The organism is Maribacter sp. LLG6340-A2 (assembly GCF_045057105.1).
Taxonomy (GTDB): domain Bacteria; phylum Bacteroidota; class Bacteroidia; order Flavobacteriales; family Flavobacteriaceae; genus Maribacter.
Window position 1 is genome coordinate 1436603 of the sequence record NZ_CP159332.1, and the last position, 14454, is coordinate 1451056.

Below are 14454 nucleotides of genomic sequence, written 5' to 3' on the forward strand. Positions count from 1 at the left end.
CATACACTTGGATGAACTTTATTCCTAAAAACAAGATTTCCAATATTTTTCTATTGATAGGTTCTTTTGTAGTGGTGAGCCTTATCTTATGGAATACGAATAGTTTTTTTAAACAATTTAAAGAAGAAGAACGTTTAAAAATGGAGATTTGGGCCACTGCACAGTCCGAATTTTTACAATCTTCCGAAACTGTTGATTTAGGCAGTTTGCATTTAAAAGTATTTCAGAACAACACCTCTACCCCAATGATCCTTATTAATAAGGATAAATCCATTAGGGTCAATAACTTTCCACCTTCAAAGGTGGATGATTCATTATACATACAACGCCAGTTAAGTAAGTTTAAGGACGAGAACACCCCCATTTCAATAGATCAACAAGGAGAGCATTTAGCTACTTTATATTACGGAAACTCAGAAGTTCTGAACAAACTAAAATTTTATCCCATTGCCCTACTTTTAATTATTTTTCTTTTTGCTGCGGTCATCTATTTTCTTTTTAAGACGAATAAAGCCGCAGAACAGAACAAATTGTGGGCGGGTATGGCCAAAGAGACCGCTCACCAAATAGGCACACCTTTATCCTCGTTACTGGGATGGAACGAACTTTTAAAGACAGAAGATATCAACCCTAGTATTACTAAAGAAATAGATAAGGATATTGATCGCCTACAGACCATTACCGAACGGTTTTCACAGATAGGGTCCTTACCAAAATTAACGGAAAGCGACATTGTAAAGGAAACCAAGGATGCCTATGACTATTTAAAAAGAAGAAGCTCCAAACTCATACATTTTAGCTTCCAATCCAAAGTAGATACCTTACCGGTAATGCTCAATAGTTCGCTTTATAATTGGACTATAGAAAATTTGGTGAAAAACGGAATAGATGCCATGCGCGGCAAGGGTAGTATTGCCATTGAAATAATTCCCGAAGGAAAATTTGTAAACATATTGATCGCAGATACCGGTCACGGTATTTCAAAAAGCAACTATAATAGTATCTTTACACCAGGTTTCACCTCTAAAAAAAGAGGTTGGGGCCTAGGACTTTCTTTGGTAAAACGTATTGTAGAAGAATATCATGACGGTAAAATAAAGGTATTGTCATCTGGCAAAGAAGGTACTATTATGCAAATATCGCTTAAAGTATTACATTGATTTATGGCAAAGGAAAAACTAAATATCATTAAGGAGGCAAATCTAAACAATAATTGTCCCGAGTGCTTTAACCAAGATTTGAACCTTACCTTTTTTCAAAAACACACCTATGGCCGTTTTTTCCATAAAACCACTGGAGAACTTAGTCATAAATTAGTTTGCAATACCTGCAAGACTACCATTTACCCGGTGAGTTGGACCGAAGATATTGAGCGGATGTACGATTATTATCAAAAGACCGCCATACCTGCCAAAAAATCATCTAAGCCTACCTTACTGTTTTATAGCCTTTTTTTGGTTTTGATCGCGTTGGTTGCGGGGATTACTTATCTTATTATTTCGGGAGCTATTCAACTTTAGCCCCAATAGCCTTGGCTAGACTGCTGAATTCTTGATCGCTAAGGGAAACCTTATGCTGAAAATTAATATCCTTCATATCGTTAAGAGGAATTAAGTGAACATGTACATGTGGCACCTCTAAACCAATAACCGACATACCAACACGTTTACATGCAACGGTTTGCTCCAGAGCTTTGCCCACCTTTCTGGAAAATGCCATAAGCCCCATATAAGTCTCTTCATCCAAGTCCAATAATTTGTCCACCTCTTTTTTAGGTATGCAAAGCGTATGGCCCTTGGCATTAGGATTAATGTCAAGGAAGGCTAAAAAATTTTCATCCTCTGCTACCTTAAAACATGGTATTTCACCATTTACGATCTTCGTGAAAATAGTTGACATAAGTCTTTCAATATTAAATGATAAAAAAAATCCTATCTTTTTGAGATAGGATTAAATATAACAAATTACAATTCTAAGTTCTTGATATTTCAAGAATTTCGAACTTTATAGCCCCACTGGGCACTACAATTTCTGCAGTATCACCCACTTTTTTCCCTAGTAAACCTTTACCGATCGGAGAATTTACGGAAATCTTACCTGCCTTTAGATCAGCTTCGCTTTCGGCCACCAATTTGTAAGTCATTTCCATTCCATTATTTTGGTTCTTTAACTTTACGGTAGAGAGTACCAATACTTTTGATGTATCTAATTGCGACTCATCAATCAGTCTTGCATTGGCCACGGTATTTTCCAATTTTGAAATTTTCATTTCCAATAGACCTTGGGCTTCTTTTGCTGCATCATATTCAGCATTTTCGGATAAATCTCCCTTATCCCTAGCTTCTGCTATGGCTTGAGATGCCTTAGGGCGCTCTACATCCCTTAAATGGTCCAGTTCTGCCTTTAACTTTTTTAATCCTTCAGCAGTATAGTAAGATACGTTACTCATAACATCCTCGTTTTATAAATAGACAAATCCTCTGCAAATGCCTTTAACAACGGCTTTTTAAGAGAGGATTTAACACAAATATACACAAATTTTACGCACATTTGTTGAACTTTTACAAAACAAAATTAAAGCATGATCCGTAATTTAAGTATTCTATTTCTACTAATTTTTATCTCATGTAGTAATGATGGCACCAATAGAAATCCATATTTATTGGAAGTAAATTTTAGGTTTGATGCCAACTTAAATTTGCCCACCTATAATCCTTTAACCAATATTGGAAGTGCCGTATTTGTGCCGAACGAAGGTGTGGGTACTAAGGGTGTTTTTATCATAAATACCGGGTTTGACCAATTTAGGGCATTTGAAGCAAGTTGCCCCAACCACGCTCCAAATGAATGTTCTACCATGACTTTAGACGGACAAACGGTTACTTGTTCATGCGAAAATTATGAGTACAGTTTATTTACCGGTCAACTTTTAGAGCGACCGGAAGACGGAAAACGGTATTATGATATGCTGGAATACCGCGCTTCTTTAAGCGGTAATACCGTGGTGGTATCCAATTAATAGATTCTCACCTTCAGTACCGCATAACTAAGGCTGTCATTTTATACACACAGAATGTATAACACCTTAAAAAGGTGGTCTACGGAATATTATGTCACGCAGTGATTCTTCTTTGATAAATGCCTAAAAATTAACCGTGGCTCCTAACAAAAAGTTGGTTCCGGCCTGGGGATAATAACCCGCTCCTTCTATTGTGGTAATGGTATCAGGAACTGAGAAATCATCATCATATGTATAAAAATAACCATTGGATACATATTTGGCATTAAATACATTGTTGACCAAGCCTGATAAAACAATACTCTTTAAAAAACCGTTACAGTTAAAAGTATACTGCACGTTTAAATCACTTTGGGAATAAGCATCCAATACGGAATTGTCAGAATCTATATTACCCATATACTGCTTGCCCACATATTTAGATAAAAAGGACACATTCAAGTTATTGGTTGGATCATAAGAAATAATATTACCCAGAATTAAATTTGGGGAAAATGCAATATTTGTATTACCCAATTCTTCAAGCTCCCCATCTCTTTCAAAAACAAAATCTTGATTCTTATTCGTACTCAATGCAAGATTAGGCTTTATGGACCATGTTGGACCTAGCTTTATATGGGCGTCCAATTCTAACCCTAAACGGTAACTTTCACCAACATTTTCACGTAGTGGCGCTCCAACATCATTCAATTGGCCGGTCAAGACCAATTGATCCTTGTAATTCATATAATACATATTGGTATTGACTTGCACGTCTGCGGAAAGATAACGCCACCCCAACTCAAAATCATTTAACCGTTCTGGTTTAGGATTACCACTTTCATAATCATTTCTATTGGGTTCTCTATTGGCAACTGCATAGGAGAAATAGAAGTTATTATTTTTATTTAAATCAAAGGTTACCCCTGCCTTTGGATTAAAAAAGTTGAACGTATCGTCTACCACACCGGTATCCTCACCATTTGCTTCATAACCTACGGTTCTATATTGCAAATCTGCATATAATGACCATTGGTCATTTAATTGATAATTTGCCTTTGTATAGATATTAAAATCTGTTTTGGTAGAATTATCATCATAATAACGATCTTTATAACTACTGTTACTGGCATATCTAGCCCATATTACTTCACCAAAATGATCGCCTTCATATTTATTAAAACCTCCGCCCACAATTAAATCAAGTTTGTTTTTCTTATAGTTTGCGGAAAAAACGGTGCCATAAAAATCATTATCTAACCAACGTCTTCTAATTAGATCGGTGGTATTTACCTCATCTCCATCTACAGTTATCGGCTCAAAACTATAGGTAGCAAAATCATCATCTTCTCTAAATTGCTCAAAAAACCCTCTACCCCTTGTATAATGCAAGGCAATGTTGGTGCTCCAATATTCAGAAATCTGCTCGTTCCATAACAGCTGTGCGTGATCTTGCTTGTAATTATCCACTTCATTATCATAGAATTGCGTATTCCCGTTTTCATCGGTGTAGATTCCTGACGGATTAAAGGTTCTGTCGTCTTGCAATGTTTGGGCATCAATACCGTACCAAGCTTGGTAGGTAATCTCATGACCCCCAAAAAGCAAGGCCTTTATCAAAGTATTATCGTCTTTATATGCACCCTGTAAAAAATAAGAATCCAAATCTGAACGCGCCCTATCTATATAGCCATCTGAATTAATCTTTGATAGACGTCCTGAGATTTCCACCTTTTCATTTAACATTCCCGTACTGAACTTTAAATTGTGCCTAAATGTGTTAAAACTACCTACGGAAGATGAAATTTGCCCGTATGCGTCTTGTGAAAAACCATCTGTAAGGACATTTAAACTTGCCCCAAAAGCTCCTGCTCCGTTGGTAGAGGTACCCACACCACGCTGTAATTGCAAACTTTCCGTTGAGGAGGCAAAATCTGGCATATTGACCCAAAAAGTTCCTTGAGATTCCGCATCATTGTATGGAATTCCGTTAATGGTAACGTTGACACGGGTAGCATCACTACCCCTTACCCTAATTCCGGTATAACCTACACCCGCACCGGCATCTGTGGTGGTGACTACAGATGGTAAAAAATTCATTAAAACGGGAATATCCTGCCCTAAGTTTCTTGGCTTGATATCTTCTTTGGTTAAATTGGAAAACGTTACCGGAGATTCTTTAGTAACCCTTAGGGCAGAAACAAATACCTCATCTAATACTACCTTGCTTCCTTGCAATGAATCTATTTCGTGCTCTTGGGCCCTTAGCCCTAAATTAAAAGAAATTAATGCGACAATTGTAAATAGAACTGATTTCATCCGTATAAATTCTACGAATAAAAGGGGTAATTATTCTATGGTTCTTATTGATTTTTCGTTGTCCTAACTTTTCGCTTTTGGACAACTTTTGCACCTAACGGCGACTATCGCCTCCCTTGGCAGCATTACCTGCCCAGGTTCTTTGGGTATAATCTCAGCTTTAGGCCAACACAGTTAGCTTTAGGCACCCCTTTGAGATGCTGCAAATGTAGTACAGTAATTTCATCTCTCATAACATAACCAAGAAAATATTACCTACATAATTAACATCAATTTAAAACTATGGATTACCGTTTAAACGTACATTCAAGTAGAATGCAATGCCTCTAACATGAACCCTAAAAAAAACAAGTTTACTATAAAAATTACCATTAGCTACCTAATTCTAATACTATTGGCCGTAATAGCATCTTATTATATATACAATGAAATCAATACATATATAACGACAGAGACCACTACAGAGAAAGACAATAAACTTTTGAAAACAAATGCTTTTCTAGCACAACTTTATGCAGCAGAAAGCTTATCCAAACTTGCTATACAGACTAGAAGCCAAAGCAACTTTACGGCCTATCAAAACAAAATAGATTCCCTTTACACCGATATTGAAGCACTTAAACTTCTTACCGAAAATACCTACCAGAAAGGTTTACTGGATAGTTTACATACGTTATTACAGAAAAAGACAAAAAATATTAACGCCCTTAGGTCCTTGAAAATGAAAGACCAAACAGGCACCGCCATTGACTCTGCTCTTAAGGAATTTGACAAGCTTGAAGAATCCTTAGGCATTATAAAACCCGAAAGTTTAGCGCCCAATTTACATGAACTGTCCCCAAAAGCACAAAATGCCATTAAAAAAGTGGCAGCGTATCTCAATGCCAATATTCCACAGGAAGAAAACCCCCAACTAAAGGCCCAACGAATGGATAGTGTTCTGAACATTTCCAAAAATCTGTTAAAGGAGGTTCAACAAGAAAACAACAATACAGAAAACTCCCTGGCTGTTCGCGAAAGTTCCATTAACAGGACAGATATGGAACTTACGCAACAATTGCGAAGCATCTTGTCTTCCTTTGAACATGAAATTACTATGAACAGCCTGGCCAATAGTATTAAGAAGGAATCTTTATTGAACAGAAGTATACAATTAGCCGTTATTGCAGCCATACTTGGGTTCTTAGTAGTTGGGATATTTACCTTTATCTTAAATCGTGATTTTTGGAAGGTAAATATGTTACGAGAAAAGTTGGAAGAAGAAAAACAACTCTCAGAATCCTTACTAAAAAGCAGGGAGCAACTTATTGCAACCGTAAGCCACGACCTTAGAACCCCCTTAAACACTATATCTGGCTACACCCAAATAATTGAAGAGAACAGTACCATTAACAAGGAACATTTAAACCATATTAAATCCGCCACCGGATATGTAAAGAATCTGGTCAACGATCTTCTGGATTACTCACAATTGGAAGCCGGAAAAATGGTTGCAAAAAATACTACGTTCTTACCCGGACAATTGCTCAGGGAAAGTGCTACGAACATTGCCGCACAATATCCCCAAAAAAACATAGCATTACATTTAAATTTGGACAGTTCCTTACAACACCCCATAATCCTAGATGATTTTAGACTTCGGCAAATTATATCCAATCTTATGGGGAACGCCTATAAATTCACAGAAGAGGGTGAAATTACCATAACATCGTCCATTAAAAAAATAAAAAATGTTCCCGTTCTGTATGTTAGGATTGCGGATACCGGTATTGGCATTTCAAAAGAGCAACAAGGGGAGATTTTTAAGGAATTTACACAAGCCGGAATTGAAAACAATAAAAAATACGGGGGTTATGGTCTTGGACTTACCATTACCAAAAAACTTACGGAATTATTGAACGGCACTATCACCCTAAAAAGTAAAATTGGTCTTGGCAGTACATTTACCCTGAAAATTCCAATACAACTAGGAGAAAATAGTGCTACAGTACATGCTGATGACCCAAAAACGCAAAATATTGAACGTGTTTTGGTAATAGATGATGACCCTGCGTTCTTAAAATTAATTGGAGAAATGTTGAAATCTGCCAACATTGAAACACATTTATACACGAATTTCAACGATTGCAAACCTACTCTACAAGTAAGCTATGATGCCGTATTGACCGATATTGAAATGCCCAACGTTACGGGTTACGAAGTGGTTTCTAAACTACGCTCAAAAGTATACTCCCATTATAAGGATCAACCAATTATTGCAATGACCGGTAGAAATGATTTAACCTTTTCACATTTTACGGAGAATAGATTTGATGACCTGCTACGAAAACCCTTTTCCAAAACCGAATTATTACAAAAGCTTCTTAAAACAGAACCTACTACCATAAACAAGGAAAGAAAATTGGCACAATCCTTACCGCCTAACACCATAGACGAACCATGTAACTTGGATACCATTAAAATGTTTACCGGAAATGATGAAAAAGCACTCAATGAAATCCTGTTCACCTTTTTGAAGGATACCCAAGAAAATGCCAGAAAACTAGCGGCTGAAATCACCGAACTAAACACTTTAGAAATCAACAAGACTGCACATAAAATGCTACCTATGTTTAGACAAATAAATGCCGCTAAGGCGGTATCAATTTTAGAAGAATTTGAACACCTGAAAATTGATGAACTCTCCCATGAACAGCTTAGGGAAAAACATAAAGAGGTTCAGTATTATATCAATGAAATTCTACAAACAATACGGCTTCATTTGGTTTAAAGCACGTCTAAATCATAGTAATTAATACGGTTATACAATGTTTTTCGTGTCACCTGTAATAATTTGGCCGCTTTGGACTTATTATAATTTGTTTTTTTTAAGGCACTGATAATTTGTTCCTTTTCAAAATCTGCTTTAGACAAGGAGCCAAAATCTTTGGGAGCACTTTCTTTTTCCAGTAATTCTGCTGGTAATGTATTAAGCTGTATAGTTGTTTCCGTAGATAACAACACGGCCCGTTGTATTACATTCTGCAGTTCTCGTATATTGCCCGGCCATGAATAACTATTGAAAACCTCCCATACTTCTGGAGACAAACCAGACACCTCTTTTCCTAGTTTTGCATTAAATTTTTTCAAAAAATAATGTACAAAGACCGGTAGATCACCATGCCTGTCCTTAAGTGACGGAATATGTAAAGAAAACTCGTTTAACCTATGATATAAGTCTTCTCTAAAGGCGCCCTTTTCTACCGCTGCTTTTAAATCTTCATTGGTGGCGGATAAAATTCTAACATCAACATCAATTTCCTTATTACTGCCTATTCTCTTTATCTTTCGTTCCTGCAAGGCACGTAACAATTGCATTTGATTTTCATAGGAAAGGTTACCCACCTCATCTAAAAAAAGTGTACCGCCATTGGCAGCTTCAAAACTTCCTACCTTATCTGATACCGCCCCTGTAAAACTACCTTTTACATGTCCAAAAAATTCACTTGAAGCCAGTTCTTTAGGAATGGCACCACAATCTAACGCTATAAAAGGTTGCCCTTTTCTCAAGCTTTTTTCATGAATAGATTTAGCCGTTACTTCTTTTCCCGTGCCACTTTCCCCTATTACCAATACGGACATATCCGTTGGTGCTACCAAAGAAATATATTCTTCTAATTTTTGTGTGGCATTACTCACCAAAATTAAATCTGCATTTTGGTCCGTTGCTGTTTTTCTTTCTGTATGATGTGTGTTATTTTCTTCTTCCTTAGTGTTATTAGTACGTGCCTCTTTTGATTTTATGGGCTTATCATGTAAAGCCCCATCAATAACTGCCAGCATTTGATCAGGCGTAAAAGGCTTGGAAATATAGTCATAAGCCCCCATTTTAATTGCCTTAACTGCAGATGCCACTTCTGCGTAACCTGTCATTACGATTACAGGTGTTTTTCCATTTAATGCCGATACCAAATCCAAACCATTATAATTAGGCAACCTTAGGTCCGTAATAACCAATTCAAAATCATGTTCCTTGATTTTCTTTTCCGCATCCGTTCCTGTATGGCTAACTGAAACCTCAAATTGGTTTCGGGTCAAAAACTGTTGAAGCATTTGAGCAAAAGAACTATCATCTTCAATAATTAGGATTCTGGCCATAGTTGTTTACGTATTCTAAAGTATCTACGTAAAAATACCATATGCCAGCTATTTGTATTTTAAAATTATCTTAAACATTTACCGCTAACCTCATTCATAAAAAAAGGTAAGAGTAGTATATAACCTACTCTTACCTGACCAAACCAACTTGTATAAACAAGTTACACTTAAAAATTTACATGTCTAGCCAATTACCATTCTCATCTGCATAAACCGTACCTTGGGTACCATCTTCTAACGAAAGAACCAATTTATACTGCTTTTCATCATTGGTATATGCCTTGTCTAGATTTGCTGATGGAAAATTTGTGGAAATAGCATCCATAACTGGTTGAGGAACTTGTGAAACCGAAATTTCAGTAAAGTCATTGGCTTTGACCATAATGGTATTTACCTCATTATGTACTATTCCACTTTCAGAAAATAGCGCATCTTGCGCATTCACCGTAAAACCTCCTAATGTTATTGCTCCTAATAAAAATAATGTCTTCATCTTGTTCTATTTAAATTAATATTCATTCTGTTATCTATACTTATGTAATAAGTATGCCACAACAATAAATACATAATAGACCCTTGATAATTAATTACTTAAGCTAAATATTCTCTTTTTCTACATGGGTAATAGTGTATCCTTACTATTAAGATGGGTAATTAGTACACATCATTATATTTGAAACAAAAAAAAGGAGTTGCAAATGCAACTCCTTAAAACCACCTATCAAACTTAACTTTTAAAATTTTAAATCAACTCCTTTATTAATTTTGCATCAAATCAAACAAGACTTAGTCAACCTTGGGGATTATTTTAAAATTCAATTAATAGTGGCACCTTCATAGTTAACGGTTAGTGTTTACGCGAAAGTGATTTTTTTCAATTTTTACTGTTCCCAACATATTTTTGAAATTATAGCTACTGTTAATAGCGTGATCGTTGTTGATATCGAAATAAAAATTATAGTGACCATTTGTTCATAATTCTGCTTCACTTATTTAGACACCACTTTTTTAAACAGGTCACATTTAAAATAAAAAAAACTGCAGATTGCAGTTTTTTTTGATCATTACGACCATGTATTTTTACTTTTTATTGATCCAATTACCATATTGGTCAATATAAACAGTTCTTCTTGTACCGCTTTTTAATACCATAATCAATTTAAACTCACCACTTTTATTTTTATAAGCAGCACCTAACTTGGAGGTTGGGTATTGTTTTAATATTTCTTCTATTACCGGAGGTGTTAATTCGCTGGATTTTATTTTTACATATTCATCTGCACAAATGATTTCGAGATTATTTTCTTTTAGGCTAGAAACATTCATTGCCGAAACATTGAACATTACACCTATAGCCATTAAAAAAAGTACCAAACTATTCTTCATTTTAAATATTTTAATCATTAAAAAATCTTTCTCTCTTTATCTACGATCCAAATGTAGGAATGGATTATAGTTTAATGTTTTTTTAATTTTTCCAAACAATAAAAGCTGCCTAAGCAGCTTTTACATAAACAACTAAATATTTGGGGGAATTTACATATTCAACCAATTTCCGTTTTCATCCGCATATAATTCTACCATTGTACCATCCTCATTTAATACTTCTAATTTATATGTGCTATTTTCATCAACATAGGCTTTATTAATCTCTGCTCCCGGATAATCCTCTTCCAATGCCTGTACAACTGGGGATGGAACTTCTGATACCGAGATCTCTTTAAAATCTTGCAACATAATCTCTTCCATGATACCATCATGAAATATAATTGGTGTTGCTGCTGTACCTATGGATATACTACCTATTGCCAACGCTGTGGCCAAAACTATTTTTTTCATCTGTATTGTTTTTTAATTAAACATTCTTACCATCTTACTTAGAAAAATGATGCCAAAACCAGCTAACCATACATTTGAGGTGTAACTATTTGTAAATTATACATTTACATAAATGCAACAAGTTGCTGGATATGGGTAAAACTGTATCCAAATAAAAAAGTGTGTAGAAACTACACACTTTTAAAACCTAATAAAATTAATTCGTTATACCTGGTGAGACTCTTTTAATAAATCTACTACGCTCTTAACGGGATTAAAGGTTACTAAAGGAACTTCAACAAAAATAGTGTTCCAAAAAGCCATTGCTCCGTTCCATAATCCAGGAAGCTCCAATGCCTTTAGTTCTTTCCCGTCTTTGGTCTTACCTGTAATAAAACCTTGTTTGTCATCTACAAATTTGAGCAAATCATACTTTTCGCCCTTATAGTTTCTAACACCGCAAACTAAATCTACGGGATTAAAATGAGTGGAATTTTTCATAATTCCCGCTTGCTCCTTGTTATCCATATTTATCTGGGCAGATTCAATAATCTGTAGGGAAACTTCACCATTGGCATTGACCACCCAAAAAGGACCACCACCGGGCTCTCCTTCATTTTTGACCATACCGGCAATTCGTATAGGCCTGTTAATTTTATTTCTTAAAATTGCCATTTTATCCTTATTGGATAACACCGCATATTCTTTATTGAACCTTACGTTCAGTTCATTTTTTAAGAAGGAACCTATTTCCTCAATAGCATTATTCGTTACTTCTCCTTCCTCTATTAATTTGGCATATTTAAAAGCTTTTTCCTGCAGCTTTAAGAGTGTTCCCGCTAAAACCTTTTTACTATCCGCCACTGCTTTGGCATCTTTCATAACGGCTACGTTATCTATATTTTTTATAAAGATGATATCGGCATCTTGGTCGTTTAGGTTTTGGATCAATGCACCATGGCCTCCCGGCCTAAAAAGTATGGTCCCATCTGGATTTCTAAAAGGATTGTTCTCCATATCTACGGCCAAAGTATCCGTAGAAGATTTTTGGAAAGAGTAATCTACATGGTATGTAACTCCCGTATCCGCTGAAACTTTAGGGCCGGATTCTTTAAACTCCTCTCCAAACATTTCTTTATGCTGCTCAGATATGGTGAAATGAAGTTTTGCTTTTCCATTAGAACCTGCATAAAGGGCTCCTTCTTTTAAATGCTCTTCAAAAGGAGTGGCCGTGGAATTACCATACTTATGAAATGGTAATAAACCTTTGGGATAAAAACCATAATTGAATGCATTCTCCCCTAAAAGTGCTGAAATAAACTTATACACTTTTTCTCCTTGAGAATCAAAAGAAGTTCCTATACTATCAATTACCTTTTCACAAAAAGGAAAACGTTCCAAGCCATCTGAAAACTTCTTTATATCCTTATCATTGGTTCTTTCCAAGTATGCATTTAGGCTTTCATTGTTTGGGTCATAGGTATTTAAAAAATTGAACAATGCCTTGAACATTCTAGAGGCTGCCCCGGAAGCAGGTACAAATTTTAAAACCTCTAAATCTTTTAACTTACTCTCATATAAGTTAATCAGCTCTTGTTCTTCAGATGGATTGAACTTTAAAATTCCATTCCCAATTACGGCCGCATTGCGAAGATTTACGAAGGGAATACCCTCCTTAAAGGTGTTAATCTGTTCTATAACCTTTTCTTTGGCAATACCCTTTTCTTTGATTTGTTTTTCGTCGTTCTCTGTTAACTGTATCATTTATCTAATAACTGATCTATGTGGTTAATGGCTTTTTCTAATCTGGTTTTTTTGTCACCCTTTAAGGTAATATAATTTTTACCATATTTATCCAAGGTTCCTTTAAAATAGGAAAACATTTCTTCGCGTTCATTTGGTTTATCCCTTAAATCATCTGCCTCCCAAGGAATATCAATATAGGTCAGCAAATACAGATCATAGGAATTCTGCAAAGCATATTTTTCCAGAACAGGGTCACAATCACCAATATAATACGCCTCCGAATATACTTTTGTTTCTAAAAGATCAGTGTCGCATATCAAAATATTAGTAGCTTTTTTGGTCAACTCGTTTTCAAGTCGCATTTGACCCTCCGCTATTGGCAAAAGATCATGCGGCTCACAGGTTTTACGTTCGTTGTTCCATTTGTCCTGTAGATATTCCCTAGCATATTCAGGAACCCATACCGTATGATAATGCCTGGCCAGTTGTTCTGACAATGTGGTCTTTCCTGTAGATTCAGGCCCAAAAAGCACCACCTTTAAGATATTGGATGGCTGCTGTTTATATTTTTCTTCCATGCACGATAACCATAAATGGCCAGTATTGTAAAAATTAGATACTGAAAACTAGTGAATGTAAATCCTTTATAAAAATATAATGGCACGGATATTATATCACCAATAATCCAATATATCCAATTTTCTACTTTCCTCTTGGCCATTAACCACATTCCAACAAAAAAGATTGCTGTTGTTACCGTATCTACATAGGCCGTCCAACTATTCCATTTATCAAAAACTTGATACACCACATACACGAACACAATGGTTGCCAAAAAAATTAAAATAGAAATACTATGCTCACGTTTTGTTACGGTCGTGATAGGGGTTACGCGTGTTTCGTCAATTTTTCTGGTCCATATATACCAACCATATAAACTCATTAGAAAGTAGTAAACATTAATAAGCATATCTCCCAACAACCCCCACTTCAATAATAAATAGACGAAAATTGATGTACTTATCAATCCGGTAGGGTATACCCAAATATTGTTTTTCTTTGAAAACCATACAGAAAGTAACCCAAAAAATACGGCAATAATCTCAAGTACTATATCCAAAGTATCATAGGTACTGTACTGCCCAAATAAATAATCAAAAATGGGGCTCATAGTCACTTCTATCCGATTTTACGATTTTCATGAACAACAGTCCCCGGTCCATAAAATTAAACGCCGTTTTTATCTCTTTGTTCAATACCTGCATGACTTCATCATAAGACCCATAAACCTGGGTGCTTAAGGGGTTTTCCAAAACAGTCAATCCAGATTGCCTTAATTGCTGAATAAATTGAATGATATGTTCCTCAAAATTGTCTTGTAAAGGTGAAAAAGTTAATTCTACTGAAATCTTCATAAGGTTTGATCAATTGCACGT

15 protein-coding genes are annotated in these 14454 nt (G+C 35.6%); 4 read left to right on the forward strand and 11 right to left on the reverse strand.

Going from position 1 to position 14454, the window contains the following annotated elements; translation table 11 throughout:
• Window positions 1-11: 11 nt before the first annotated feature.
• Complete coding sequence (locus ABVM52_RS06040) at window positions 12-1160, forward strand: sensor histidine kinase (RefSeq protein WP_405385107.1); 1149 nt, start codon at window positions 12-14, stop codon at window positions 1158-1160.
• Window positions 1161-1163: 3 nt separating this feature from the next.
• Window positions 1164-1520: a hypothetical protein gene (locus ABVM52_RS06045; RefSeq protein WP_405384511.1), complete on the forward strand. Its 357-nt coding sequence runs from the start codon at window positions 1164-1166 to the stop codon at window positions 1518-1520.
• Here the strand turns inward: ABVM52_RS06045 and ABVM52_RS06050 are convergent.
• Entirely contained in the window at window positions 1507-1899 is a 393-nt protein-coding gene (locus ABVM52_RS06050) for an HIT family protein (RefSeq protein WP_405384512.1), read from the reverse strand. The two genes, ABVM52_RS06045 and ABVM52_RS06050, sit on opposite strands and share 14 nt — an antisense overlap.
• Before the next feature lie 73 nt (window positions 1900-1972).
• The gene (gene greA / locus ABVM52_RS06055; RefSeq protein ID WP_405384513.1) at window positions 1973-2449 is read right to left on the reverse strand and encodes a transcription elongation factor GreA; all 477 of its coding nucleotides are present in this window, start codon (window positions 2447-2449) and stop codon (window positions 1973-1975) included.
• A 132-nt stretch (window positions 2450-2581) separates the two neighbouring features.
• Here greA and ABVM52_RS06060 point away from each other — a divergent pair, with 132 nt between their 5' ends.
• Entirely contained in the window at window positions 2582-3019 is a 438-nt protein-coding gene (locus ABVM52_RS06060) for a Rieske (2Fe-2S) protein (RefSeq protein WP_405384514.1), read from the forward strand.
• A 123-nt stretch (window positions 3020-3142) separates the two neighbouring features.
• Here ABVM52_RS06060 and ABVM52_RS06065 read toward each other — a convergent pair whose 3' ends face one another.
• Complete coding sequence (locus ABVM52_RS06065; RefSeq protein ID WP_405384515.1) at window positions 3143-5317, reverse strand: TonB-dependent receptor; 2175 nt, start codon at window positions 5315-5317, stop codon at window positions 3143-3145.
• Between the two features lie 331 nt (window positions 5318-5648).
• Between ABVM52_RS06065 and ABVM52_RS06070 the strand changes: the two genes are divergently transcribed.
• Window positions 5649-8087, forward strand: a complete 2439-nt coding sequence (locus tag ABVM52_RS06070; RefSeq protein WP_405384516.1) for an ATP-binding protein — start codon at window positions 5649-5651, stop codon at window positions 8085-8087.
• Here the strand turns inward: ABVM52_RS06070 and ABVM52_RS06075 are convergent.
• The 8 genes from ABVM52_RS06075 to ABVM52_RS06110 form a co-directional block, all read right to left on the reverse strand.
• On the reverse strand, window positions 8084-9454 hold the full coding sequence (locus ABVM52_RS06075; protein ID WP_405384517.1) for a sigma-54-dependent transcriptional regulator: 1371 nt from the start codon (window positions 9452-9454) through the stop codon (window positions 8084-8086). The genes ABVM52_RS06070 and ABVM52_RS06075 overlap by 4 nt on opposite strands.
• Window positions 9455-9629: 175 nt before the next feature.
• Window positions 9630-9947 (reverse strand): hypothetical protein, encoded by a 318-nt coding sequence (locus tag ABVM52_RS06080; RefSeq protein ID WP_405384518.1) that lies wholly within the window; start codon window positions 9945-9947, stop codon window positions 9630-9632.
• A gap of 587 nt (window positions 9948-10534) precedes the next feature.
• On the reverse strand, window positions 10535-10840 hold the full coding sequence (locus ABVM52_RS06085; protein WP_405384520.1) for a hypothetical protein: 306 nt from the start codon (window positions 10838-10840) through the stop codon (window positions 10535-10537).
• 150 nt (window positions 10841-10990) lie between these two features.
• Complete coding sequence (locus ABVM52_RS06090) at window positions 10991-11293, reverse strand: hypothetical protein (protein WP_405384521.1); 303 nt, start codon at window positions 11291-11293, stop codon at window positions 10991-10993.
• Between the two features lie 204 nt (window positions 11294-11497).
• Window positions 11498-13036: a DUF4301 family protein gene (locus tag ABVM52_RS06095; protein ID WP_405384522.1), complete on the reverse strand. Its 1539-nt coding sequence runs from the start codon at window positions 13034-13036 to the stop codon at window positions 11498-11500.
• Window positions 13033-13596, reverse strand: coding sequence for an AAA family ATPase (locus ABVM52_RS06100; RefSeq protein WP_405384523.1), 564 nt, complete (start codon window positions 13594-13596; stop codon window positions 13033-13035). Before ABVM52_RS06100 ends, ABVM52_RS06095 begins: the two co-directional genes overlap by 4 nt.
• Window positions 13557-14189 (reverse strand): nicotinamide riboside transporter PnuC, encoded by a 633-nt coding sequence (gene pnuC / locus ABVM52_RS06105; protein WP_405384524.1) that lies wholly within the window; start codon window positions 14187-14189, stop codon window positions 13557-13559. The genes ABVM52_RS06100 and pnuC overlap by 40 nt, the downstream gene beginning before the upstream one ends.
• Complete coding sequence (locus tag ABVM52_RS06110; RefSeq protein WP_405384525.1) at window positions 14173-14433, reverse strand: thiamine-binding protein; 261 nt, start codon at window positions 14431-14433, stop codon at window positions 14173-14175. The genes pnuC and ABVM52_RS06110 overlap by 17 nt, the downstream gene beginning before the upstream one ends.
• Between the last annotated feature and the right edge of the window lie 21 nt (window positions 14434-14454).

What these genes read in the sequence shown, in the direction of transcription:
- ABVM52_RS06100 (WP_405384523.1), bottom strand. Translation starts at nt 13,596, where the DNA reads ATGGAAGAAAAATATAAACAGCAGCCATCCAATATCTTAAAGGTGGTG.
- ABVM52_RS06040 (WP_405385107.1), top strand. Translation starts at nt 12, where the DNA reads ATGAACTTTATTCCTAAAAACAAGATTTCCAATATTTTTCTATTGATA.
- ABVM52_RS06110 (WP_405384525.1), bottom strand. Translation starts at nt 14,433, where the DNA reads ATGAAGATTTCAGTAGAATTAACTTTTTCACCTTTACAAGACAATTTT.
- ABVM52_RS06095 (WP_405384522.1), bottom strand. Translation starts at nt 13,036, where the DNA reads ATGATACAGTTAACAGAGAACGACGAAAAACAAATCAAAGAAAAGGGT.
- ABVM52_RS06050 (WP_405384512.1), bottom strand. Translation starts at nt 1,899, where the DNA reads ATGTCAACTATTTTCACGAAGATCGTAAATGGTGAAATACCATGTTTT.
- ABVM52_RS06045 (WP_405384511.1), top strand. Translation starts at nt 1,164, where the DNA reads ATGGCAAAGGAAAAACTAAATATCATTAAGGAGGCAAATCTAAACAAT.
- pnuC (WP_405384524.1), bottom strand. Translation starts at nt 14,189, where the DNA reads ATGAGCCCCATTTTTGATTATTTATTTGGGCAGTACAGTACCTATGAT.
- ABVM52_RS06060 (WP_405384514.1), top strand. Translation starts at nt 2,582, where the DNA reads ATGATCCGTAATTTAAGTATTCTATTTCTACTAATTTTTATCTCATGT.
- ABVM52_RS06075 (WP_405384517.1), bottom strand. Translation starts at nt 9,454, where the DNA reads ATGGCCAGAATCCTAATTATTGAAGATGATAGTTCTTTTGCTCAAATG.
- ABVM52_RS06085 (WP_405384520.1), bottom strand. Translation starts at nt 10,840, where the DNA reads ATGAAGAATAGTTTGGTACTTTTTTTAATGGCTATAGGTGTAATGTTC.
- ABVM52_RS06080 (WP_405384518.1), bottom strand. Translation starts at nt 9,947, where the DNA reads ATGAAGACATTATTTTTATTAGGAGCAATAACATTAGGAGGTTTTACG.
- greA (WP_405384513.1), bottom strand. Translation starts at nt 2,449, where the DNA reads ATGAGTAACGTATCTTACTATACTGCTGAAGGATTAAAAAAGTTAAAG.
- ABVM52_RS06065 (WP_405384515.1), bottom strand. Translation starts at nt 5,317, where the DNA reads ATGAAATCAGTTCTATTTACAATTGTCGCATTAATTTCTTTTAATTTA.
- ABVM52_RS06070 (WP_405384516.1), top strand. Translation starts at nt 5,649, where the DNA reads ATGAACCCTAAAAAAAACAAGTTTACTATAAAAATTACCATTAGCTAC.
- ABVM52_RS06090 (WP_405384521.1), bottom strand. Translation starts at nt 11,293, where the DNA reads ATGAAAAAAATAGTTTTGGCCACAGCGTTGGCAATAGGTAGTATATCC.